The sequence below is a fragment of the Hymenobacter saemangeumensis genome (assembly GCF_039541835.1).
Classification (GTDB): domain Bacteria; phylum Bacteroidota; class Bacteroidia; order Cytophagales; family Hymenobacteraceae; genus Hymenobacter; species Hymenobacter saemangeumensis.
The window spans coordinates 69528-92850 of sequence record NZ_BAABGZ010000076.1 but is presented as its reverse complement, the minus strand read 5'-3'; the positions used below and the strand labels follow the sequence as shown (position 1 = coordinate 92850).

Sequence of the window (23323 nt, the reverse complement as noted above, 5' to 3'; positions counted from 1 at the left end):
CCGCAAGCGGCCGGGGCTTTTCTTTTGTCAGGTCAGCTGGCTACGCGGCTTATTGCTGCGTGAGGCCGGCGCCGCCGGGGATGATGAAGCCGTTCAGCTCCAGCACCACGCGCACGTCGAACGCGGCATCGGTGGCGGCAATGGCCGCGGCCACTTCGAACGTGGGAATGGTCAGGGTGAACGTGTTCTTCTTGGTGCCGCGCAGAATCAGGTTCGGCTCCAGCATTACCAGCCCGTCGTTCGGGCTTGACTGGATAGCGCCCGTAATGCCGGCGTCGGTGTTGATGCCCGAACCTTGCGGCACGTGGCGGAAGCGGCGCGTGCTGAACTTGTCCATCATCACCTGCTGGTCGATTTGCGCCTTCAGGTGGCCGTTGAAGATGCTTTCCAGGTCGGTCGCGTTGGTGGCGCCGGCCTGCGCTACCACGTGCATCGAGGGGTAGCGGTGCACGACACCGGTACCGGGCTTGGTCTTGCGCTCCACCAGGATGCCCAGGGCAATGCTGTTGGCCACAAACATGTCCTTCAGGCTCAGCAGCGTTTCGGTGGGGCGTTGGCCCGCCCGTTGCTCGTTAAACTCGAAGGTGTAGGTGCCGTTGTTGTTCACCAGCACGCGTTCTTCGCGCAGGGTGGCCAGGGTCGGCACGGATCCCTTGGGGGCCATTTTCAGTACCTTTTCGTACAAGGCGCGGTCACGCCCGTTGTTGTTGGTTTGCACGGTGTTGAAAAATTAAGTGAAGTTTCTTTTGGAGGTATTGCCGGCTGCGTGACTGCGCAGCCGGCTTGCTACAGCGTGGCCAGGGGCCGACTAAAGCGAGTTGATGCCGGCTACGTTCTCTTCCTCGGCACCGCTGACGAATCCTTGCTCGTCCACGTCGCCCACCTCGTAGTCGCCCTCTTCGCCGTAAATGCCGGCTACGTCGTCGTAGGGGCCGGCTACGTCGTCTTCAACGCCGCTGATGAGGTTGGGGAAGTGCTCGGTCAGGATGCCGTTCACGCCTTTCACTATCACGGCGTCCCCGGCATGGCCGATGAGCGCGTTTTTCTTGCCCAGCAGGTCCGGCCCGAGTGCGCCCACGGCGATAATGGCCACGTTCGACAACATGCCGGACAGGCCCAATTTGCTGATGCCCTTTTGCACAAAGCCGGCGGCAACAGTGCCGGCTGCCAGGCCGGCCACTTTGGTGCCCAGCCCCTTGAATTTGATGTTATTCACGGTTGAATATTAAACAGTTGGAAATTCGTTGAATAAGCCAATCGGTTGCGCGCTATTTCTTTTTGCGCAACGTTTCGAGCTTCTTTTTCAGCGCTTCGCGGTCCGACTTGGCCTTGGCCAGTTCTTTGCGCTTTTCGGCTGCTTTCAGCTCTTTTGCGATTTGCTTTTCCAGCTTGCGCGTGCTGGATTTGACGCCGGCGATTGCACTGCGTGCCATAAGGATTGGGGGTAAGAAGGTGAATGAAAAAATGAAGTAGTTTCTAGGGGTGCCCGGCCTTACAGCCAGTTGCCGATGCCGGCCAGGGCCTCCGTTTCCATTTCCAGTTCCGGGACGTCGGCTTCGGCTTCGGCATAAGCCGGCTCGCTGCTCTCGGAGTAGGGCTCGGAATAGGGCTCCACATCGGGCAGCGGCGCGTCTATTGGCGTATCCGCCGGCTCGTTGTCAATGGCGCGGTGCGTGGCATCTTCCACGGCTTCCTGTGCCATTTCCGCCGCGTAGTAGTCCGGTTCCTCCCCGCGCTGGCTGGCCGGCTTGCGCTGGGTGTGGGCTACCACCTTGCGCACGGTTTTCGCCGGGGCCGTTTCAAAGTCGGCTTCGGGGTTGGGCAGGTCGTCGGCGGTGGGCGTTTCTTCCGGCTTGGGCTTCTTCTTGAACACGCTGAAAATGCGCTTCAGCACGTCGAATACCACCGGCAGGATTTTCACGGCAGCGGCCACAACGGGCGCCACGCCAATACCCGAAATAGGCCCCTTCACGCTCTTGGCAAGGATTTGCTCGGGTGTACCCCCAAGTTGCCGCTGAATGCCGTTCCGTACCACCTTCAGGAAGTGGGCTTCCTTCATGCCAACGGTGTTGGTAATGAACCGGGCGAAGCTCACCGCCTTCTTCCGTTTGCGGGCTGCAGGCGCCGGCAAGCTGGCTATGGTGCTCTGGTTGGTAATGAACAGGTACAGGAACATCGGGGCCATCTTCGGCAGGAAGATTTCCAGCAGCCCCTTGGCCAGCAGGCGCATGGGCAGCGTGGCTGCCTTCAGCGCGAATTTGCCGGCGGCTACGGCCCCCTTTGCTACCACCTTGGCCCCTTTGGCTACGGCCTTTCCGGTTGCTTTGGCAGCGGTTGTTACCGCTTTGCCCGTTGCCTGAGCGGCGGTCTTAACGGCCTTGCCGGTTGCCTGAGCGGCTTTTTTCACGGCGCCGGTTACCTTCTTGAATACCTTTTTCAAGAAGCCAATGCGCCGTTCTTCCCGGTCGGTCGTTGGAGCTGTGAAATAGTCGTACCCAATCGGCTCGGGTACTACGCCGCGCACCCAGCGCGGGGCCTTGCTGCGCACGGCTTTGCGCAGCTGTGCTGCAGGAGAGTAGCGGGCCTTCAGCATGGCCACCGGGCTAACCTGCTGGTGAATCTTCTTCAGGCGGTCCCGAAGTTTCTTCAGAAAGCCGACCTGTGCCACCGGGCCGGCCTGCAGGGCGTGCAGTGCGTCGGTGTAGTCCTGCACGGCGGCCTGGTGCTGGCCAACGGCGAAGCTGCCGATGCCCTGCACGCGGGCCGCTAGGTTGCGGTCCAGCTCAGCCCCTTGCCGGGCCAGTTTCAAGGTCAGTTCCTCGTCGGTCTCAAAGCCGGAAATAGCCAGGGGCGTTTCAGCCCGGCGCATACGGCGGGCGCGGCCGATGCCGCTTACGCGGGATATTTGTGTCATGTGGTCCTCGTGGTGGGTGTAAGGCTTCTCTTGGTTGAAGCGGGGTAAGCAGGCATCCAGCACCACGAGCGGGCCTCCGGCATTGGGCCACGCCACGCTGTAGACGTGGGTAACATTGGTGCTCAGGGGGCTAAAGCTCACGAACCGAAACGCCGACCGAATGCCCAGGCAGCGCAGCAAGTCGTTCGTGAGAATGGCAAAGCCCTTGCAGTCCGACACGCCGGTACCGATAACAGCCTCCGGGGTTTTGATGAACTGCTTTCCGGCCGGGTCCAGCACGTAGCCGATGTTTTTCCGCACGAAGCGAAACACGTTTTCGCAGCTTTCCAGCGGGGTTTTCCCCTCCAGTGCCTTTGCCAGCTTGGCGGTCTGACCGGCACTTTCGGCGCTCACGGCCAGCACTTCCGCAATGATTTCGCGGGTAATCCCGTCCTGGTGCGTCACGCGCACTTGGCCGGTATGTGGGGCCACCAGGCCCCGCGCCGTTATGAGGCTCACGTGTGCCATTGTTAGCGGGGGGCGCTGGTGGACGGTTGTTTTTTGGGCGCGGGCCGCGTGCTTTTTTTCGGTGCGGCCTTGGCAGCCGGGCGGGCGGGGGCCTTTGGGGCAGGGGTGCGGTTGAGTATCTGCTTGTACTCATCCAGACGAGACGTCCGGGCCGGGGCTTTGCCTGCAGGGCGGGCCGGGGCTTTGCCGGCGGGCCGGGCAGTCTTCTTTGCTGCGGGTTTCACCGGCGCTTTTGCTGCCGGCTTTGCGGGTGCTTTGGGCGCGGGCTTTACCGGCGCTTTCGTTGGCGTGGGCTTTGCCGGGGCTTTCGTGGTGACTGGTGCCGTGCTGCTGTTGCGCGGGTCATAAGGGGCCAGCGGCACCTGAATGCCCTCCAGCGGGGTTTCTATGCCTTCGGCTGTGATAAACCCTTGCACGTCCAGGGCAGGCAGGGGCTTGCCACTCGACAGCAGCGGCACCAGCTTGCGCAGCACCACGGCGCCGCGCAGGCTGAGCGGAAACTTAACCGTGGTTTGGGTGCCGGGCGCAATCGTGAATTCCTCGTTGGCAAAGCAGTCGCCTACCAGGTCGCCGCCTTCCTTCACGTTCAGGCGGATGCTGTTCACCTTGTACGATTGCGACGAGGTGTTGAGGAACCGCACCGATACGCGCAGGTCGAGGTTCAGCGGCAGGCTGAACTTGTGCACTTGAACGCCCACCACCTCATATTCCAATTTCTTCAGCCCGTCGCCTTTCTTCGACAAAGCGTAGGCAGCGAACAAACCAAGCGGGAGAAGGAATCTGAGCACGGCGGGCGTTTGTACTTGTGGGAGATTAGAGGCTTTAAAGCTGCCACCACTCCCACCACGCACTGTCCGGTTTGGGCAGGTTTCGCGTGATGTGTCCGCTTTTGTCCGTTTTTTCTCTGATACGGGATTTTGTGACAATTCTACGGTGTCGTATTTTTCGACACTGTTTCATTGCTTTTTTCTTCTGTAAGCCAACTCGCTATGTCTGCTGAACCGCCTTCTGCTGCAAAATCCAAATCCGAACTGGCCACTGAGTTTGGCGTTTCGGTTAAAACGCTCATGCGTTGGCTTACTTCCTGGAATAAACGGCTCGTGGATGCCTTCGCCGAACCCATCGACGTAAGCGGCCAGGTATTCACGCCACGCGATACGCGCCGCATCCGGGAGCAATTCTCCTGACCACTGCAAAACCGCGCCGGAACCGCTGCACAAGCGCGCCCAAACCGGCTACACAACCGCATAAAAAAAGCCGCCCGTAATGGGGCGGCTTTTTTCTTGGGTTTTCGGTCCGTTTCTATAGGCTGGGCGGAAGCAGAAACTTGCCGAGTAGCTGCAACGCGCCCTGCAGCTGCTGCAGCTCGGCGCACTTGGCCTCATACTTTTCCTTCCAGTCGCGGGCTATGCCGTTGGCCTCCGTGATTTGTTGCCGCTGGGTAGCTTGAAAAACTTCGCTCTCGGTCAGCTTACGCCGGACCTTGACCAATTCGCGCAGCAGCCCGTTAATGGCTGCGTTCTCCGTGGCGTAGCGTTTGCCGGTTTCCTCCGCCAGCAGCTGTGCTACGTCGGAATCCAGTCGGAACGTTTTCCGGCTTGTGGTTTCTGCTTCCGCTGCCATGACTTAGAAAGGCAAGTCGTTGTCGTCGTTGCCGGCAATCGGGGCGGCTGCCTGCTGCTGGGGTTGGGGCGCCGGGCGCTGCTGAGGTGCGCCAGCTTGCCGGGTGGGGGTGTTGCCGTGGCCTTCCACGCGCCAGGCTTCGAGGTTGGTGAAATAAATCATTTCGCCGTTTTTGTTGAAGCCACGGCCGCGCAGGGCGAACGTTACCTTCACTTCGTCACCTAGGCGGTACGGCTCAATCAGGGCGCATTTGTCCTGCACCAACTGAAATTTGATGTGCTCCGGGTATTGCCCGTCCTGCACTTCGACTACGAACTCCCGCTTGCGGAACTTCTCGCTTACTTGTTGCTCCGAGAATATCTCGTGGAGCCGGCCGGTTACTGCGTAACTCATGGGGTTTGGGGTTGGGGTTAATTGGGGTTAAAGGGTAATGCTGCTGTCATTCTTGCGCACCTGGTGCGTGTCGAGCTGCGCGTTTTGCTGTCACTATTGGCCGCGGCCGGGCTGCAGCTGGAGATAATTTGCTGTCACTTCTTGCGGCCTGGCGTCCGACGTCGGCGCTGCTCAGGCGTGGCCGTGCTGTCAATTCGGGGGCGGGGCGTAACCGTCCAGTATGTCCATTAGCCCACAGTGGCCCCCATATCCGCCCCCTCTCGGCATACCCTGCCGGTTGGCCAGCTTGCCGTAATGCTTTAGCCAGTCCGGTAGGCGCCGGCTCATCCACTGGTAGAGGTCGTACCGCTCTATTTGCTCCTTCATTACCCCCAACGCTTCCGGCCGCGTGGCTTCCGGTATAAGGTCCAGCACAATGTCCTTTACCGTCAGGTGCACCGCCATTTTGGCCTTATACCGCCCATCGGTCAGGGGCCGCGGAACCTTCTCCAGCAGACGCGCTCCTAGCGCGTTGAAGGGAATCAACTCTATTACCGCTTGCCGGCTAACGTTGCGGTGCCCGGTCGTGTCCGTGAATTCAAAGTAGTTGTTGCAGCCGGTCCGAAATAGGTCGAACAGAAAACTGTAATCGGTCAGCTTGTGGATAGCAAAGTCCTTTACCTCCTTCACCGCCTTGCCCCTCATGCGCAGCTCTACGCGGTACACCGGGCACGCTGGCCCGCCATTCTCCAGCCCGTTCGCCTGCCAGTATTTTTCAATGTAGCCCTTGTTGCTGCGCTCCAGCTCCTTCGTTTTGTTGTAGACGCTGATTTGCTTTTCACTGGTGCCAGAGCCGATTTTGAAATGGTCGTAGCGCATCGTGGTCTTATCCAACACGCCGGCCGAGAACCGGGCCTTGCCCTTCATATGCACCCGTTTGTTGTGCTCGAACTGCTTTTGGTAGAGGTTCAGGAAGTCGATGATGTAATTCAGCCCGTCCAAGGCAATGTCCAGCCGCGTAACATTCTTCACGTAGAGCCCGCACGCTTGCACGACGGTTTGCAGGTCCTCGTACCAGTGGTCGGTGTAGAGTAGCGCGTTGTCGATGTGCAGCGCCACGCTATCCGGCTTCAGTCCCTTGCCCTCGCTGCGTGGATTGGCGTGCAGCGTGCCGAATTTTTCGCCCCACAAGTACACGTTGAAACTGTCCCGCATCATTGGCGTGCCCTTTCCGGTCCACTCCAGCAGGACGCCTTCGCCCATTTCGGTGTGTGGAACCGCATCCGAGCCCGGTTCTATGTGCCCCCGACACATCAAATCCAACATATCCAGCGCCAGGGTGAATAGAGGATTTTCAAGTTTCCGGCTAATGGCCTGGTAAAGTTGACCCTTGTATAACTTGGCAGGGTCAACCCCCCTAACGGGGCGGTTATCAGTGCGTTTGGCGATGCTAACGGAGACGCTCACGGAAAATTGAACTTTGAAGGGTTTTCGGCAGAGAAAAGGCGGTGGCGGGCTCCGTTAGCCCCCATATGGCGAACGGCTGCGGGTAGGGGCAGCCGGCTTTTTTGTTGGTGGCGTGTTCAGTAGGGTTAGCTGCTCTGGCTTCTCCGCAGCCAGGCTTTGCAGGGCCCGGTTGATTGCCTGAATCCGTCGCGTGGTCGCGATGGCAGATTCGTTCTTCTCTTGCAGCTCAGTTTGGCGCTTCAGTAGGGCTTGGCGCATTCCGCGCAGCTCAGTGTCCGCCTCAGCTGCGCTCATTCGGGAAAATTCAGCCATGATGGTAGGAGAGATTGCCGGCTGCGCCGGCATGAGTTTTATTATCGTTTGGCACTCCCGAGAGTGCCCCGGGCTGTTCTAAGCCAGGCGCCGGGCTGCGTGGTCGAACCGGCGAATCATCCACCGGCCTACCCGGTCGGAAGTGGGCAGAACGCGGTAAGGCGGCTCGTACTCGTGGGCGGGCCAAGTGCGACGGTTCAGGAAGCCGGCAAAGCGGGCGCTGGGTGCAGGGGGCAGGGCGTTCATGGTCGAGCGGGAAAGGCCGGAATGGCTAGGGGCGGGGGGCGCCGGCCGGACGCCCCCCACTGCCACGACTTAATTGGGCAAGTCGCCAATGCCTGACTATGGGTCACCCCCTGGTCGTGCCACCGCCTACGCTACAGCGTTCCGCTCCCGGATTGCGCTGATACCCTTGGCGGGTGTGGTCGGGGGCGGAATCGAACCGCCTGCCCCGGATTGCAAGCCCTGAGCACCGTAGTTCCCGACCGGCCGCACGAAGCGGCCTCCCGTCTTTCCGGGCTGTCAGTTGGCTTTTGCTCCTTCTGCTGGATTTGTACCCTTCCTCCGTCGAGGCCGCCAACTACCCTGGGTATGCTAGTTGTCTTGTCCCGGCCGTAAGCCGCCCGGATTCAGGCGCTCGTCAAACTTTCGGCTGGTCGTTTCCTCGTCCTTCATGCCGCACTCAAAGCAGATGTTTTCGCCGTTGGGGCCGTAGGGCCGTAGCTCGGCAACCTTGCCGCACAACTCGCAAGGGGCATCTTCTTGCGGTTCGCCAATGATTACAATGTTCATAACAGGGGATAGAAAAAGGGATTACATCACGTCGTTGTCGCTGCTGGCTGCAGTGGCCAGCGGGGGACTATCCAGCCCAAGGTGGGCCACGTCGGCGGCAACGGCCCGGTAGATTTTGGCCAGGCGGTCGGCGTAGACTTGCCGGGCTGCCGGCGACTCGTTCACGTAGGACGGGTTGGCTGAAAAGGCAATGCGGGCCGCGAAGGCGTCCCCGTCGTGGCTCAGCCGGACTGCAGCGGGCCAGGTCTTGGCCAGGCGCCGGGCGTAGGCCGTGAAGCCGGCCCGGTCGGATGCGTACACCAGGTGCTTGCCTCCCTTCAGGAAACCGAAGTAGTTATGCCGGGCAGCAGCGCGTACGTTGCCGGCGCCGGATTCCTTCAGCGCATGGGCCAGCATGGCCACCGGCGACAGGCCGAACGGGGTGCCGACCTCCACGGCCAGCGCCCAATGCTTTGCTACAAATTGGCGGCGCGACAGCATTACCGTTTCAGGTTTAGGGATTGAGCTACCGGCTTGTCTGCCGTGTAGTGGCGGGCTTTGGGTTTGGGGGGAGCGGCTGCTTTGGCCAGCTTGCCGGCTTTCAGAATCAGGTGCAGGGCCTGCACCGCCGGGGCTAGCTCTGCCACCGGCACCGTGGGCAGCAGCGAGTGCAGCAGGTCGTGCAGTTCGTCGCGGGTGATGGGCGCGTTCATTGCTGCTTGGGGTGCTTATCGACAAAGCGAACCAGCAGGTAAGAGGCGCGCAGCAGCGCCACCACCACCAGGATTTGCCCGGCAGTGATAGCCAGGCCGTGCAGCCACTCTTGCGTTGAAAGCGTGGTGAGGCCAGCCGGAAAAATTTCGGGAGCAACGAACGGCATCATGGCCTAGCCCTCCTGCTCGTTTTTGTCGAACTGCTGCGAAGCGGTAGCCGGGGCGGGCTGGGCTACTTCGGCCAGCTCGGCGGCTACGATGTCGTTCAGGTCCACGCCCGATTCCAGGAAGAAGTCCCGGTAGAGCTGCAGGTAGCCAGCGCGCATCCGGGACACTTTGTAGGTGCGGGCGGTCTGGCTGTTAAAGGTGAGCGGGTTGATGCCGTGGGATTTCAGCATTTCCCGGAACTCGTTCACGCGGACGCTGCCCAGCGCCGTGTACAGCTTCCACAGAATGTTACCCTCGTCGGGGCCCCGGCGCTGCTTCTTTTTCCGGGCGGGAACTTTTTCAACAAGTTCCTTTTGGCTTGCGTCTTGCATGAGCAAAATGATTAGATTGGTCAGGACTGATTTTTTTGACTAGACAAACATACGTTATTGTCTAGACAAAAAAGTACAGCCAGGCCCGTAAAAAAATCACGCAATGGCTCACCAAGGCAAAATCCTGAAGCGCCTAATTGACAAGTTAGACCTTAAGCAAGTGGAGGCAGCAAACCTTTTAAACCTCTCTAGGAGTGGGCTTAATGGCCTTTTTGATAAAGAGACTCTTGCAGAAAAACACATCAGCAAGGCCGTTGAAAAATTGGGCGTAAGCCGTGAAATATTTTTCCCTAATGAACCGGATTTGTCCAGTAAATCAGCCGCAGATGTAGCCTGCTGGCAACAACTCGCAGAGGCTAGACTTGAGATAATAGACCTACAACGACAGATAATTAGAATGACTCAACCGAATATCAATGCACCAAAAAAGAAAGAGGCAGTATGAAAAAACTACTACTAGCAGCCCTTTTGGGCTTACCCGCAATGTGCCTTGCGCAAGAGCCGCGTCTAGGGGAATCCGTTCCAATGCATGGAGACGATTTCGTAGGTGTCTGGAAAATGAAGGCTCGTTGCGTAGAAGTTGGTTGTGAAAATCCTTCGGCTGCAGAACCAGCAGAAGGGAGCTTATCTGCTCAAACGTGGACAATTAGCCAAGTCAGCGAAGGTGTCTTTACCCTCGTTTCTGAAAACAAGTCGATTGGAACTTTGAGAAACGGCTATTTCAATTCGTCTGGCAATGCCATTGAGTTTACTGGGTCAGCGAACGGCACAGCTAATTCCACAAATCACATTGTCATTAAACGTCCAGTGGGCGGAAAGATGAGTGCTACTAGATTGATTGGGCGGCCTGCAAGTCGTGGCGTTTGCATGATGCGCTTCACAGTAACAGGGTCAGAATAGAAAAGCCCCACCGAAGGGACGGGGCTTGCTGTCATTTTCTCTCCAGCAGCTGCGCTGAGCTTGGCTGATTTGCTGTCATAATTGCGCACCAGGTGCGCGCCGGCGGCGCCGTTTTGCTGTCAGTTGCCGGCGCCTGGCGCGCCGGTGGGCAGCTGCTCAGGCGCGGCCGTGCTGTCAGATTTGTCTTCTAAGCAGAGTGCGTGACCAAACAACCGGATAGCATCTGCATGATTCGCTGCATTGATAGTATAGGCACAGGCCCTACAGTAGTAGGCCCGCGTCGAATAATTAAACCATCGGGCACCAGGTGCCCTGCAGGCACTACGATTACAAAGACCGCCTTTTTCGCCTACCCTCATTTTGGCTGCTCATTAGTCTGCTGAACATTCGCCCGAGTAGCCCGGCGTTCGCGGCGGTCTTTTAATAGCACATCTATCAGGGCCACAACACCCTTCACAATGATTTCAATGATTACCGGATTCTTCTGCTGGGTCACGATTTTATCACATATGAGGTTTCAGAACGCCTCCGAAGCTAACGCGAAAAGCCTCATTCCAGCAAGGAATGAGGCTTTTTGTTTCTGGTCTACCCGTTCGATTCCCGTCTCTGGTACTAAAAACGGCCTTCATTATGAAGGCCGTTTTTTTAATTTCGAAACTTGGATAAAGTAGGGCTGCTAACTGGGTTCAAAGTGCCCGGTAGCTTTAATCCGCTTTATCCGGGCAGATTATTTTGCCTGCATTCTACTGTCAGTGCTTTGTGGCCCCAGTCCGGCTCGGAAAAGAACCAGCAAACCTGCTATAGGCAATGGGCCAACCAAGAAGTCGATAAGATGGCGGCTCAGGCGATAGGCCCATACGGCATCGCCGGCCAGCTTGCCAATGGCTACTATCAATACATAGGCGGCAATAATACCGGCGTAAAGCTGCAGCACCAGACGCCATTGCAAGGGGTCGTGTACCAGCAGGCGCAGCAACAGCAGGCAAAGGGCAATGTAAAATGCCGCATAAGTGAGTACCGCCGGCAGAGCACGATGCGTTACCCCGCCGTGCACGCCCTGTTGCAGCAGTTCAGCTTGCCGGCTTAATCCCACGGCGGATAGTACTTTCTGCCATGCGGTAGTCAGAAAGCCAAATATCTGGGCATCGTACACCCCTGCCAGGAAAAGCACCAAAACCAGCAGGCCTACCAGCACCCAGCGACCCGTGTTCATCCGGGGGGTACTGGGAAGTGTCCGGGCATCCGGGGAAGAAGCGACGTGTTTAGGCATGAGCAGCAGTTGGTGGTGCCACTTCGGTACGCTGGGAAGCAGGAGAAAGAGCCAAGCCTTTGGCCCACAGCATCCACAGCATAAAAATGAAGCCGTATACTACAAAGGTGAATGTGTAGTGATGGTTAAAGTCCATGGAATCACGCGAATATTCATGGTTGAGTGCCAGTGCCACTACACGCAGCACATTCAATACCCAGATGACGGCAATTCCCAGGGGGATGTACCACAGCTTGCGCCGGAAGGGCCCCGGAAACGCCACCACGAAGCCAGCAAATAGGGCATACAGCACCAGGCCATTGCAGGGCGGCCCAACTACCACAGCGGGCTTGCCATTTATTACTACGAGGTTCAAAATGTGCTTGGGCAGGCTATAGTCGACATGGGCAGTAAAGCCCAGTATGTTTAACACGCCTGTGCTGGCGGCTGCAATCTGTGTGCAAAGTGCAGTATCGAGGCGGCCATCCTGGGCCAGCCATTGCTCATACCCAAAAAACCACGCCAGATACAAGACGGTAGCAACCACCAAAAATCGAATAAGTAGACGGTTGCCGGAAGCGGCAGTACTGGTTATTGACATAGAACGGGCGAAAAGATGACTGCAATTTCCGCATAAAAAAGCGGCTCACTCTTTCGAGCGAGCCGCTTTTTTAGGAAAAAGGTTCCAACTAGGCTTTGCGACGACGGTCACGCAGGTGTTTTACACCGTAGGCAACACCACCGGCCAGAAGCAGCGAAACGCCACCGTCAATGGGAACGGGAGTGGGACCACCGGGCGTGGGACCGCCCCCACCGGGCTGGGCTACTGCTACGGCAGTGGCTGCGAGAGCGAGCACCAGAGTCGGCAGCAGGCTGTTAAGCAGAAATGATTTCATACTGTAAGAGTGAAGGTTGAGGTTAGAAGTGATGCGAGTTCGGGGAGGCAAATATAACGAAAAAAGCTTTGTATATACCCCAGTCGGAAAAATGACCGGGGTATATACTAACCATTTAGTTACTCATTCACAACTACGCGCTTGCTCACGATTTGGTTCTGAGCCTCCAGGCGCAACACGTATACGCCTGCTGCCAGGCCCTGCACACTCACCTCAGCCGTAGCGCCGGCTGCAGTAAGCGAAATAGTGCGGGTGCTTACTACCTGACCCAGGGCATTGAGCAGCGTAGCTTTCACTTCCTTCTGGCCAGCTACCGGAGGCAGCAGCACCGTGAAGCGGCTCTGAGCCGGATTCGGGAATACGTTCACCTGCTCGGCGTCGAAGGCATTCTGCGTAGCGGTGACGCTGGCGCCGCGGAACACGAGGCTGAAGCGCGTAGTGCTGGTCGAGGCCAGGGTAAAGGCGTAGCGCGTGCCTTGGCTAAGCAGCAGCTGGGTGCCAGTCTGGGCATCGCGCAGGTACACCGTGCCCGTGCCGAAGTTGGCGAGGGCAGCGGCCTCCAGTGTAAAGCTGCCGGCTTGCGGCGTGCGCAGGGTCAGGGGCACGATTACGTCGCGGGTGCCAGCCAGGGTGGGCAGGCCGTTGATGGCCAGCTCCGTGTTGCCTGCCAGCGAGGCCAGGTTCAGCCCCGAGGGATTGGCCAGTTTCACGGCGTCGAAGCTTCCTTCAACGGCCGAAGTCGCACCCTGTTCGAAGTACACATATGCGTTGTCGCTGAGGCCGGCGCCGGCCACCTGCAGCTGCAGCTGGGCGCGGGTATCGGCCGTACCACGGCCAAAGACGGGCTGGGCGGCGAAGGTCGTGACGCGGTTGGCGTTGCTCAGGTTTACCGCGCCGGGGGTGCCAGCAGTGGCTACCCGCACGAAATAACCCTGGCCGGCATCAACCAGCGGGCTGGCGCCGCCTACGCCGTTCACGTAAGAGCGGTAGAAGCCGCGGTACTGGCTGGTAGCAGTGTACACGTACATGGCCGCGTCTACCCCCGGGCGCTGGGCCGCAGTTACGGTGCTCCAGTCGAGCGGGGCCGGGTAGGGGTTGCCCAGCAGGTGCCAGCCGGCGTCGGCATCGGTGCCGCGGTTGAGGGTGCCCGAGTTCTGGGTGCCGTTGTTGAAGGTGCCCACGAAGTCAATCAGCGCGGAGCTGGGCACGTTGGCGGTGTAGCCGCGGGTGGGCTGCATCGGCGTGGTGAGGCTGGCCGGCGAGAACCAACCCTTGTCGAAGCTGCCATAGGGCGAAGTTACCGTGGCAATACGGTCCTGGTTGTAACCAAATACCGTGGGGAAGGGCGACACGTTGCCGGGGTCCGGGTCGGTGTTGTAGGCCGGGTTCAACACCGGCGTAAAGCCCGGGGCCACCATGTCGGCAAACGTGGTGTTCTGCACCGGCGAGCTATAGTGACGGTAGCCAATGGCAGCGCCGCCCGTGATGGCCCGCTGCATGGTGCCGGCGCCAACCACCGTGCCACCGGTGTTGTCAACCAGGGCCGTGCCGCTGCCCGACGAGAGCAGCGTGAAGGCCTGGCCCTGCGTGCGGAGGTTGCCCGACTGCAGGCGCAGCAGCTGCGAAATGCGCAGGTCGTCGCTGAGAGAGAGACCAGCGCTGTTAAGCACCGTTACGCTACGTGCCTGAGCCGGCATCAGGGCTCCGGTCTCCTGCGCTACGCCACCACCGAAAATGTAGTTGGCGTCGGTGCTGAGGGACACAGTGCCGGTGAGCAGGAAGGGGCCGGTGCCGTCGTTGGTGATACCTGCGGCGTCGTTGGCCCGCATGGTAGCACCGGCTTGCAGCACGAGGCTGCCGGGTCCCTGGATGTAGAAAGCAGTGCTCGTGTTGAGTACCCCGCCTGGCTGTACCGTCAGGGTGCCCTGTACGTTCAGGTCAGACGACAGCGAAGCCACGCCCGTGCCGGTTACGGTCACGTTGTTGTAAGTGCCGCCGATTGCCTGGGTCGTGCTTACCACGAGGTCAGTCAGCGGAGCGCAGGTAGCCGTCATGGTGAAAGCACCCCGGGCGCCGTTCCAGCCAGTTACATACACGTAGTACGTCGTGCCCGAGGTCGAAGTAAAGGTAACCTGTGACAGGCCGCCGGCCCCGCAGTCATCGTCGCTGGAAGCCACGGCATTGGTCAGGCTGCCGCAGCTGCCAGTGAATACAAAAAGCTGCGAGTCGTAAATGGGAGTGCTGCCACACATGCTCAGCGTTACTACGGCTCCAGTGCCGATAAAGCGGTAGAATACCCCGCCCGAGTTGGCGTAAATCTGGTTGCCGAAGTAAGTGCCGGTGGGGTCGCCGGTGCTGGTCGAGCCTTGCGTAGTACCCGTTACCGAGCCACCGCAGGCAATCAGCGGCGAGCTGGCCGAGCACTGGTCGTTGGTGGGCACGGTGTACAGCGTGCCCGATACCGCCGTGGACGTAGCACCGCCGGGGCAGTTGCCTACTACCGATACGGTGTAGCCCGTGCCGGGCGTCAGGCCACTGAGGGCGATGGGCGAAGCCGCGGCGTTTACCGTTTGGGTAGTGCCGCCGCCTACGGGAGTGTAGGTCAGGGTGTAGCTGGTGTTGGAGCCACCGGCCGTGAACGTGATGTTAGCTGAAGTGCCGGTCACGCTGTTGGCAGCCAGGGCCGAAACAGGTCCGCAAGCTGGCGGTACGTCCGTTACCACACCCAACATATAGCGGGAGTTGGTGCCGGCGCCCGCATCGTTCGGGGCTCCTGGGTTGCTCACGCTGAGGGTATAGAAGGTGCCCGTGCGGCCGGGGGTGTCCGATTGTACGCCCATGGGGAAGTACTGGGTGGTGCCCGAGCCGGTTACCTGGGCCAGGCCCGCGAGGAAGTCGCCGGCCGGCAGCGTGTAAGGAGTGGTGAAGGTGAGGGTTTGCAGGGTGCCCAGGCTGGCGGCCGTAATCACAAAGTTGGGCGTAGCAGCCAGGATGGCCCCCGTAGTCGGGTTGGCCAGAATGCCAAATACCGTGCGGCCCACGGCGTTGTTGTCGGTGCCAATAAAGGCTTGCACGGCTACCACGTTGCGCGAAGCGTTGGTGGTGAAGCGGGCCGCAAAGGCATTAGTGCTGGCCGAAGGGCCAAAGCCCCGGCTCGTGACAGCACCCTGACCCGGCGTAATGTACGAGTAGGTGGTGCTGGTCACCGATTGTGGGGTGCTGCTGCCGTTGGCGGCGTTGTCATCGGTAGCCGATACGCTGATGGTATTGGTGCCCGTGGCCGTAGGAGTGAAGCCGGCAAACGAGACGGTGGCCGAAGCACCCGGAGCCAGCGAGGCTACCGTTTGGGTGTTGGTGAAGGTGTTAGCACCGCTGATGCTCAGCACCACGGGCAGGTTGGTCAGCGTATTCTGGCCTACGTTGGTTACTACGGCCTGAATCACGTGCGGCGCCCCAAACGGAATGGGCAGCTGCCCCAGCGTGTAGATGGCAGAGGTGGCCGCATCGTTGCTGTACAAGGTAGTAAACGTAACCGTAGCCGGAGCGGCCGTAGTGCCACCCGCGCAGTTGCTGGTGATGCTTACCGTGTACTGCGTGCCAGGCGTAAGGCCCGTCAGGTTAATGGGGGAGGCCGTAGGAGCCGGCGTCATGGTGGTGGCGCTGCCACCTTGCGGCGTGTAGGTTACGGTGTAGTTGGTAGCCGTGGCCGAGGTGGTAAAGTTGATGCTGGCCGCCGTATTGGTGATGCCACCAGCCAGCAGGCTGGTAGCCGGCACGCAAGCCGGCGGGTCGGTCGTGATGGCCTCAATCATCAGGCGCACGTTGGTGTTGGCGCTGAGGTCGGAAGGGGCCGCCACGGGGTCTACCCCCACGGTGAAGAAGGCATTGCTGCGGCTAGGAGTTTCGCCCTGGGTGCCCAGGGGATAATAGATGGTCGTTTGCCCGGCCTGATAAGTCGGCACCAGGCCTACGAGAATAGGGCCGGCACCGAGCGTGTAGGGCGTTTGCAGCGTAAAGTCCTTCAGCGTGCCATTGCCACCATTGGCTGCTACGTCGGCAGCCGTAACCACATAGTCGGCCGAGCGGGCGAGCATGGCGCCGGTCGTGGCATCAAACAGGGCGGCATATACCGTTTTGCCGGTGGTGGCATTTGCACCAGCTACAAACTCTACCAACTGCGCCCGGACTCCGGTAATGGTACGGGCCGTAGAGCTTTGATACTGTACGGCAAAAGCAAAGGTGCTGGCACCTGGGTTGAACCCGCGAGCGGTAACCGGCGCTACCCCGGGAGCAATGTAGGAAAAGTCGCCGGTGGTATTCACCACCTGGGTTTCGCTGCGCGAGTTGTTGGCGGTGTTATCGTCGTTGGGCACCGTCACCGTTACGCTGTAAGTACCGGCAGCCGGCGGCGTGAAAGCGTTAAAAGAAACGAGGGCATTGGCCCCCGATGCAGCATTGATGACGTTCCGCGTGTCGGTATACACCACCGCCATGGTGGAGGTGTTGGTTACCGTCAGCGTTGCTGTTTGGCCGGCAAAGGTTGCCGTGCCGTTATTCCGGATGGAAGCCCGCACAATGTGGGGAGCACCGCCCGGCAGCGGCAGCTTATTAAGGGTGTACACCGCGACTACCGCAGCATCGTTGGCATAGGTGGGCACAAACCGGTACGTGCGACCGGCGTCCGGACCTACGTATGCTCCACCAGTGCTTGCCAGGCCGCGCACATTAAAGCGGTTGCCCGTATAGGCTGCCAGGAAAGATGCGGCCGACCAAGCCTGCGTCGAGCCTTTGGTAATTACCACCGCGTTGGTGCCCGTCAGGCTGCCTTTAATACCTGCGTCAACAATACGGAAGGCAGACGTGGCTCCCGGGGTTGCCACATCGTATACAAATTCGATTATTCCACCCGACTCGTACAGTTTAATCTGAAACGACATGTTGGTGTATTGAGTCGGCACAATGGTGCCGCCAGCTCCGGATAAGCTAGCCTTGTCGGCTACGTTTTTCCATTGAATGGTACACACCCGGTTCGGAGCAGTACCAGTCGTGGCTACCCGGTAGTCCGGCGTGCCGGTTCCAGCTATCAGGTCCACGTTGAACGGCATCAGCAGGTTCACGTCGGCAGCGTTGGTGCTGGCTACGGCCCCGCCGCCAGTCGTCTGGGCATATTGATAGTAGAGCGCCGCCGACGAAGGCGCCTGCGTTCCCAGACGAATCAGGCCATTGGTGCTCATCACAAAGTCGGTAAACGAGCCTCCGTTGTAGCTAAACGCAAAGCCAATGGGCTGGGCCGAGGAGTTGGCATCGTCGGTGTTGGCCATGGTGATGGCCGTGCCAGTGCTGCCTAAGTCGGTATAGGCCGTGGTTGTGTTTACGGCATTCGTGACCTGGTAATTCAGCTGAGCCTGGGCGGCTTGTGTGCCCAATAGGCCCATGCCAGCAGCCAGTAGCCAGGCCCGCAGCCGGGTCGAATAACCCGATGTGCGTGGGGTCGATTCAGTGCGGCCGTACGGCCCACTGATGCCGCCCCCAATGAATAGAGGTTTTCTCATAAAACAGGTTGAAAAAGGTTGAAAAATGGAATGCCTATGCTTTGCTACTACTCAGGCCGAAAAGAAAAACTGGGTAAGCAGCATTAGCGCAGCTAGTTGAGGAATTTTCAGAGAAAAAGCAAGTTTTATTTATTAATCGCCTTTTAATTTTTGTTCTGCCGCATTATTTCCAATGATTATTCGCCATCCGGTCAATACTTGAAAACTCGTCAGTAAAGCTGCCCAAGGCTTTTGCCTACCTTGCAGGCTGTTTGATACCCTGTTTCTTCTATGGCTACTCTCCCCGATTCGACCCTCCCTTCTGTCAACTACCAACCCCTCATCCGTCAGGTGTTTTCTGAGATGGGGAAAGTGGTGGTGGGCCAGCAGCAGCTCCTTAACCGCCTCCTGATTGGGTTATTCACCGGGGGGCACATCCTGCTTGAGGGCGTGCCCGGCTTGGCCAAAACGCTTACCATCTCCACCTTGGCCAAGGTGCTGCACCTGCACTTTCAGCGCGTGCAGTTTACCCCCGACCTCTTGCCTTCAGACCTGGTGGGTACCATGATTTATAACCAGAACCAGTCCATCTTCGAAGTAAAGAAAGGACCCATTTTCGCTAACCTCGTGCTGGCCGATGAAATCAACCGCTCGCCAGCCAAGGTCCAGAGTGCCTTGCTCGAAGCCATGCAGGAAAAGCAGGTTACTATTGGTGAAACCACCTATCCGCTTGACTTGCCTTTTCTGGTGCTGGCCACCCAGAACCCGGTGGAGCAGGAAGGCACTTACCCGCTGCCCGAGGCCCAGGTCGACCGCTTCATGCTAAAAGTACACGTCGACTACCTGAAGAAGGCCGATGAGCTGGAGGTAATGCGCCGCATGGCCAACCTGAGCTTTCAGGACGATGTGCAGGCTATTCTGACCAAGGAAGATATTTTCGGCATCCGCCAACAGATAAACCAGGTGCAGATATCCGAGACACTCGAGAAATACCTCATCGAGCTGGTATTCGCTACCCGCCGCCCGGCCGACTACGAGCTGCCCGAGTTTGCCCAGGCCGTACAGTTTGGCGCCAGCCCCCGCGCCAGCATTGCCCTGCACCGCGCATCCAAAGCCGTGGCCTACCTCGATGGCCGCGACTATGTACTGCCCGAAGACATTAAGGAGGTGGCTTCCGACGTGCTCAATCACCGCATTCTGCTCACCTACGAAGCCGAAGCCGATGGCGTGCGCACCCAGGATTTGATTGAGTCCATTCTGCGCAAGGTGCCGATTAGCTAAGGCATCCGGCAATAAAAAAGCCCCGCCAAAACTGGCGGGGCTTTTTTATTGCCGGATGCTGGCTTAGTTGCCAGCCGCCGGAGCTATTCTACTACTACACGCTTCACTACCAGCTCGGCGCCGGTCTTCAGCTGTAGCGTGTACACGCCGGCAGCCAGACCAGCTACGTCGAAGGTAGCTTCGCCACCAGCCACGGGCAGGTTCAGCTGACGCTGCTGTACTACCTGACCCAGGCCATTGTAGAGCGTAGCGCTGGCGTTGTGCAGCTTGCCGGCCGGCACAGCCAGCGTAAAGGCACGGTGTGCTGGGTTGGGGTACAGGCCTACCGTGGCAGCCAGGGCATCGTTGCGGGTAGCCAGCGGGTTGCGCAGCGTTACGGCTACGGCCGGGCGGAACGTAGTACCCGCCGTGCTCAGGTCCGTGAACGTCATGCCATTGGTCGAGAACAAGAAGGTGCCTGTGCGGAGGGGCGACTCGTTTTCATATGCCAGGCCAAAGTTGGTGGTCGTCAGCTGACGTACGCCCACGTAGAAGCTGCCCGATACGGCGATGTTGGGAATGGGCACTACATCGGCCCCGCCAGCCAGCGGACGCACGCGGGCCGGGGAAGTGTAGAGCACCATGCCCGGAGCGCCATTCGCGCCGGAGGCATCTGTAATCACTACTTCGTAGTTGTTGGAAGCAGTAGCCGTGCCAGCAAAGGTGGGCGTGACAGCAGTTACCGTAGTCGGCGTAGTGTTGGTAGTGTAACGTACGTAAACCGTTGCGTTAGCAGCAGTGTTGGAGCCGAAGCCACCGGCAAAGGTGGTGGTACCTGGGGTGGTATACGACAGCATGTTGCTCGACACTGCCTGCTGCGTAGTGGCCGTGTTGTTGGCCGGAGCATCGTCGGCCGGCAAGGTTACCGTAATGGTGTTGGTTCCGGTAGAAGCCGTAATCGGGAAGGCAGGGAAAGTAACAATGGCAGTAGCGCCGACGGCAATTGCCGGTACTGGCTGGGTCGAAGTGTAAGTGGTAGCACCGCTGACCGTCAACGTTACGTTGCGGGCCGTTGTGGCGGCCACGCCTGCATTGCGGATAACCACCTGCACGCCCACGGGCGAGGCATAGCTCGATACCGTGCCCAGGGTTTGAATGGACTGCACCGCTAGGTCGTTGTTAGGCGTTGAGGTTACGCAGATGGTGAAAGCGCCCTGCGTGTCGTTCGAGCCATAACCGGCCACCGATACATAGTAGGTGGTGTTGGGCATCAGGGTATTCACCGACAGCGGTGCCGAAACGGTGTTGTTGTTGCCGCCGGAGGCGCAGGCAACTTCCGTGAAGGGCCCGGAGGCACCGCCGGTGGAAGAAAACAGACGCAGGTAGCCGGCCGGTGCGCCGGTAACCGTAATGGTAACTGCCGTGCTGCCCAGGCCCGAAGCAGCCGTGGTGAACCTGTACCACACATCCTTGGGGTTTATGGCAATGCCACAGCCTGTACCAGGATTGGTATAGCCATTGGCCGTGGTGGTGGTAGCGCCCGCATTGGTGCCGCTGGTGGGAGTGCAGGTGCTGCTTATGGCCAGGGTTACGGCCCCACTGGGGTTGTCGTTAACAGGGGCGGCACCGGCTTGCGTCGTGAAAGTGCCACTCAGCGCCGTTCCCATGCCACCATTAGCACACTGGCTCTGGATGGTAAGGGTGTACTGGGTGTTGGGAGTCAGGCCCGTCAGCTGAACCGGCGAGGAAGTGGGGTTCGGAGAAATGGTAGTGGCCATGCCACCCTGCGGCGTGAGCGTAACGATGTAGCTCGTGTTGTTGGCACCAGCAGTGAAGCTAAACGTAGCCGAGGTGTTGGTGACGTTCGACACGCTCAGGGCCGTGGGGTTGCCACAGGTAGGAGTAGCGGAATTGGTTACGCAGATGGTGAAAGCACCTTGCGTGTCGTTCGAGCCGTAGCCGGATACTGAGATGTAGTAGGTGGTGTTCGGCGTCAGGTTAGTCAGACCCAGCGGGGAAGCTACCGTGTTGTTGGTGGTACCAGCCGAGCAGCTTACTTCCGTAAAGGGACCAGCGGCACCGCCCGCTGACTGGAACACCCGCACCAGACCAGCCGGGTTGCCAGTCACCGTCACCGTAGCGGCAGTGCTGCCTGCGCCGCTGGCAGCAGTAGTGAAGGTATAAAACACATCCCGGGGGCTTACGGCAATGCCGCAGCCGCCTGGGTTAGTGTAGCCGCTGGGCGTGGTGGTGGTAGCACCGGCATTGGTGCCGTTGGTCGGCGTGCAGGTGCTGCCCATGGTCAGCGCAATGGCCCCGCTGGGGTTATCGTTAGCAGGAGCAGCGCTGCCACCTACTGCGCAAATGCCAAACTGGCCGGTGGGGGTTGCGTCGTAGCTGAACACCCGGGCATAAATGGTGGAGCCCGCAGGCAGGCCAGCAACCGTCACCGACGAATAGAGGCCATTGGCATCGTCGTTGCAGCCAATCTGAGTCAGAGCCGCGCAGGTGCCCGAGTACAGGCCCAGCACGGTATCCGTTAAACTGCTGCCGGCTACTGCGCTGGTGGTAACAACGACCGAGCCGCTGGCCGGCACCACTATGCTAAACCAAACATCGTCGTTTACTACGCCAGCACACGTGGGTGCCGCCTGGGGCGAGGCGGTAGCATTCTGATTCGAGGCAGTAATCGGAGTACAGGTTGTACCGGTTGTCAGTGCGATTGCGCCCGAACAGTTGTCGTTGGCTGGGGCCTGGGCATGTGCAGCCAATGGCAACAGCAGCACCGGAAGCCACCGGCTAGCTTGTTTCAATCGGTTTTGTAGGGATTTGAACATGAAAAAGAAAAATGAGTGGGAGGAAAAGTGAAGTAACTGCGGTATTATGAGCTATCGAAGCTGTTCAAAAAGGATGAAAGTCCTGATGGCCGTCATGCTGAGCGAAGCGCGCTTGAAGTATCCTGCCAAGGGAAGTAGTCTATTTGATTGGGTTTACGCTCGAGGTAGAGGTGCTTCGACTTCGCCCTCGCCTACGCTTCGCATGACGTTCCAACGACTTCCTAAAGCAGCTTTATCAATTAGCGAAGCTCAACTCAAATTTGCAGAGAAATTATGACATCGGTGCCACAGCTCCTTGCCCGTACGGCAAAGCGCACACTTTGTGATGTTTATGGCTTTGCTCCTTAGGCCGCATTTAGAAGGGTAAGGGCATTGGCTGCTGTGTCGGACGAGCTGACACTGACAGTGGTCTGGGGTGGACTGCCCGGTTGACCTATCAGGCCAAAGGCATAGGTTTTGTCATAATAATTCAGGCAGAGCTCAACCATGCGGGCCATGTCGCCCGCCGCAATGGCCGCCAGCGCTTCCTTCGTGGCCAGCCCGCCCAGCCGCTTGGCCAGGCGCTGCACGGCTTCACTCAGCAGGGCCGGGTCTTGTGAGCCATACTCCGCCGCCAGCTTGGCAACGCGCGCCGGGCGTGGAACATCAAGCACCCACCGGGGCGCCTGCTGCAGCTGCTCGAACAGGGGCAGGGGAATGGTCAACCGCCCGATCTGCCGGCTTTCGTCTTCCACCCAGATAGGTGCGGCGGGCAAGGTAGTGAGCACCGCGGCCAGCTCGTTTTCAAACTGCTCCTGCGTGGGCTGGGCCGGCTGCCCAATGGAGCCAAAGGACGAGCCTTTGTGGCAGGCCAGCTTTTCCAGGTCCAGAACGGGCTGCTGGTGCGGGGCCTGCGCCAGGTGTTGCAGTACATCGGTTTTGCCGCTCCCCGTAAACCCACCCAGCACCCGCCAGCTCCGGGGACGCTCAAATTCTGCCAGTACGGCCCGCCGGTAGTCTTTATAGCCTTTGTCGAGCAGATGTACCGTAAAGCCGGCCAGCTCCAGCAGCCACAGCACCGCGCCGCTGCGCATACCACCCCGCCAGCAGTGCAGCCGCACCTGCCGGCCCGGGGCCAGGCGCTGGGCCTGCTTCACCATGGTCGACATTCGCGGGCCAAAAAAGTCAAGTCCCAGCAACACGGCCTTCTCCTGGCTTACCTGCTTATAGGTGGTGCCAATGCGGGCCCGCTCCTCGTCTGTAAACAGCGGCAGGCTAAGCGCACCGGGTATATGACCCTGGGCGTACTCTAACGGTGCCCGCACATCCAGAATAGGGTAGGGGAGGGCCAGGAACTCAGCTAGGGAGTGACGGGGCATACTACTATTAGGAGAAGGGCTGGCCAGGCGGTAAGCAGGAAAAAACAATACCTGGTAAGAAAGACGGGGGCAAA

At 59.3% G+C, this 23323-nt stretch carries 25 protein-coding genes; 3 read left to right on the top strand and 22 right to left on the bottom strand.

Annotation, left to right across the window (positions count from 1 at the left end; all coding sequences use genetic code 11):
• Nucleotides 1-49: 49 nt before the first annotated feature.
• From ABD919_RS19480 to ABD919_RS19405, 16 genes are all read right to left on the bottom strand, one after another.
• On the bottom strand, nt 50-718 hold the full coding sequence (locus ABD919_RS19480) for a hypothetical protein (RefSeq protein WP_345237736.1): 669 nt from the start codon (nt 716-718) through the stop codon (nt 50-52).
• A 90-nt stretch (nt 719-808) separates the two neighbouring features.
• On the bottom strand, nt 809-1216 hold the full coding sequence (locus ABD919_RS19475) for a hypothetical protein (RefSeq protein ID WP_345237735.1): 408 nt from the start codon (nt 1214-1216) through the stop codon (nt 809-811).
• Between the two features lie 52 nt (nt 1217-1268).
• A complete protein-coding gene (locus tag ABD919_RS19470; protein ID WP_345237734.1) occupies nt 1269-1433 on the bottom strand; it encodes a hypothetical protein in 165 nt (54 codons plus the stop codon).
• A gap of 59 nt (nt 1434-1492) precedes the next feature.
• Complete coding sequence (locus ABD919_RS19465; RefSeq protein WP_345237733.1) at nt 1493-3412, bottom strand: transglutaminase-like domain-containing protein; 1920 nt, start codon at nt 3410-3412, stop codon at nt 1493-1495.
• 11 nt (nt 3413-3423) lie between these two features.
• The gene (locus ABD919_RS19460) at nt 3424-4182 is read right to left on the bottom strand and encodes a hypothetical protein (RefSeq protein WP_345237732.1); all 759 of its coding nucleotides are present in this window, start codon (nt 4180-4182) and stop codon (nt 3424-3426) included.
• Nucleotides 4183-4349: 167 nt separating this feature from the next.
• Nucleotides 4350-4490: a hypothetical protein gene (locus ABD919_RS19455; RefSeq protein ID WP_345237731.1), complete on the bottom strand. Its 141-nt coding sequence runs from the start codon at nt 4488-4490 to the stop codon at nt 4350-4352.
• Nucleotides 4491-4723: 233 nt separating this feature from the next.
• On the bottom strand, nt 4724-5044 hold the full coding sequence (locus tag ABD919_RS19450; protein ID WP_345237730.1) for a hypothetical protein: 321 nt from the start codon (nt 5042-5044) through the stop codon (nt 4724-4726).
• A gap of 3 nt (nt 5045-5047) precedes the next feature.
• The gene (locus ABD919_RS19445) at nt 5048-5437 is read right to left on the bottom strand and encodes a DUF3127 domain-containing protein (RefSeq protein ID WP_345237729.1); all 390 of its coding nucleotides are present in this window, start codon (nt 5435-5437) and stop codon (nt 5048-5050) included.
• A 189-nt stretch (nt 5438-5626) separates the two neighbouring features.
• A complete protein-coding gene (locus ABD919_RS19440; protein ID WP_345237728.1) occupies nt 5627-6883 on the bottom strand; it encodes a replication initiation factor domain-containing protein in 1257 nt (418 codons plus the stop codon).
• Between the two features lie 54 nt (nt 6884-6937).
• Nucleotides 6938-7195 (bottom strand): hypothetical protein, encoded by a 258-nt coding sequence (locus ABD919_RS19435; RefSeq protein WP_345237727.1) that lies wholly within the window; start codon nt 7193-7195, stop codon nt 6938-6940.
• A gap of 78 nt (nt 7196-7273) precedes the next feature.
• The gene (locus tag ABD919_RS19430) at nt 7274-7441 is read right to left on the bottom strand and encodes a hypothetical protein (protein ID WP_345237726.1); all 168 of its coding nucleotides are present in this window, start codon (nt 7439-7441) and stop codon (nt 7274-7276) included.
• Nucleotides 7442-7789: 348 nt separating this feature from the next.
• Nucleotides 7790-7987 (bottom strand): hypothetical protein, encoded by a 198-nt coding sequence (locus ABD919_RS19425; RefSeq protein ID WP_345237725.1) that lies wholly within the window; start codon nt 7985-7987, stop codon nt 7790-7792.
• 21 nt (nt 7988-8008) lie between these two features.
• A complete protein-coding gene (locus ABD919_RS19420; protein WP_345237724.1) occupies nt 8009-8467 on the bottom strand; it encodes a hypothetical protein in 459 nt (152 codons plus the stop codon).
• A complete protein-coding gene (locus ABD919_RS19415) occupies nt 8467-8679 on the bottom strand; it encodes a hypothetical protein (RefSeq protein WP_345237723.1) in 213 nt (70 codons plus the stop codon). Before ABD919_RS19415 ends, ABD919_RS19420 begins: the two co-directional genes overlap by 1 nt.
• Nucleotides 8676-8849, bottom strand: a complete 174-nt coding sequence (locus ABD919_RS19410) for a hypothetical protein (RefSeq protein WP_345237722.1) — start codon at nt 8847-8849, stop codon at nt 8676-8678. Before ABD919_RS19410 ends, ABD919_RS19415 begins: the two co-directional genes overlap by 4 nt.
• Nucleotides 8850-8852: 3 nt before the next feature.
• Nucleotides 8853-9218, bottom strand: coding sequence for a hypothetical protein (locus ABD919_RS19405; protein ID WP_345237721.1), 366 nt, complete (start codon nt 9216-9218; stop codon nt 8853-8855).
• A 103-nt stretch (nt 9219-9321) separates the two neighbouring features.
• Here ABD919_RS19405 and ABD919_RS19400 point away from each other — a divergent pair, with 103 nt between their 5' ends.
• Together ABD919_RS19400 and ABD919_RS19395 are read left to right on the top strand one after the other, a co-directional pair.
• Complete coding sequence (locus tag ABD919_RS19400) at nt 9322-9663, top strand: hypothetical protein (RefSeq protein ID WP_345237720.1); 342 nt, start codon at nt 9322-9324, stop codon at nt 9661-9663.
• The gene (locus tag ABD919_RS19395) at nt 9660-10118 is read left to right on the top strand and encodes a hypothetical protein (RefSeq protein WP_345237719.1); all 459 of its coding nucleotides are present in this window, start codon (nt 9660-9662) and stop codon (nt 10116-10118) included. Before ABD919_RS19400 ends, ABD919_RS19395 begins: the two co-directional genes overlap by 4 nt.
• Before the next feature lie 727 nt (nt 10119-10845).
• Here the strand turns inward: ABD919_RS19395 and ABD919_RS19390 are convergent.
• The 4 genes from ABD919_RS19390 to ABD919_RS19375 all read right to left on the bottom strand — a co-directional run bounded on the left by ABD919_RS19390 (nt 10846) and on the right by ABD919_RS19375 (nt 17815).
• The gene (locus ABD919_RS19390) at nt 10846-11331 is read right to left on the bottom strand and encodes an XrtX-associated membrane protein (RefSeq protein ID WP_425556422.1); all 486 of its coding nucleotides are present in this window, start codon (nt 11329-11331) and stop codon (nt 10846-10848) included.
• 49 nt (nt 11332-11380) lie between these two features.
• Nucleotides 11381-11968 carry an exosortase X gene (gene xrtX, locus ABD919_RS19385; protein ID WP_345237717.1) on the bottom strand — a complete coding sequence of 196 codons (588 nt, stop codon included), beginning with the start codon at nt 11966-11968 and terminating at the stop codon, nt 11381-11383.
• 88 nt (nt 11969-12056) lie between these two features.
• Nucleotides 12057-12263, bottom strand: coding sequence for a PID-CTERM protein-sorting domain-containing protein (locus ABD919_RS19380; protein WP_345237716.1), 207 nt, complete (start codon nt 12261-12263; stop codon nt 12057-12059).
• Between the two features lie 119 nt (nt 12264-12382).
• Nucleotides 12383-17815 carry a fibronectin type III domain-containing protein gene (locus ABD919_RS19375; RefSeq protein WP_345237715.1) on the bottom strand — a complete coding sequence of 1811 codons (5433 nt, stop codon included), beginning with the start codon at nt 17813-17815 and terminating at the stop codon, nt 12383-12385.
• A 270-nt stretch (nt 17816-18085) separates the two neighbouring features.
• Here ABD919_RS19375 and ABD919_RS19370 point away from each other — a divergent pair, with 270 nt between their 5' ends.
• Nucleotides 18086-19075 (top strand): AAA family ATPase, encoded by a 990-nt coding sequence (locus ABD919_RS19370; RefSeq protein WP_345237714.1) that lies wholly within the window; start codon nt 18086-18088, stop codon nt 19073-19075.
• An 83-nt stretch (nt 19076-19158) separates the two neighbouring features.
• On the opposite strand, the gene ABD919_RS19365 is transcribed toward ABD919_RS19370, so the two are convergent.
• Together ABD919_RS19365 and mnmH are read right to left on the bottom strand one after the other, a co-directional pair.
• Nucleotides 19159-21891, bottom strand: coding sequence for a T9SS type A sorting domain-containing protein (locus tag ABD919_RS19365; protein ID WP_345237713.1), 2733 nt, complete (start codon nt 21889-21891; stop codon nt 19159-19161).
• 344 nt (nt 21892-22235) lie between these two features.
• On the bottom strand, nt 22236-23249 hold the full coding sequence (gene mnmH, locus ABD919_RS19360) for a tRNA 2-selenouridine(34) synthase MnmH (protein WP_345237712.1): 1014 nt from the start codon (nt 23247-23249) through the stop codon (nt 22236-22238).
• Nucleotides 23250-23323 lie beyond the last annotated feature (74 nt).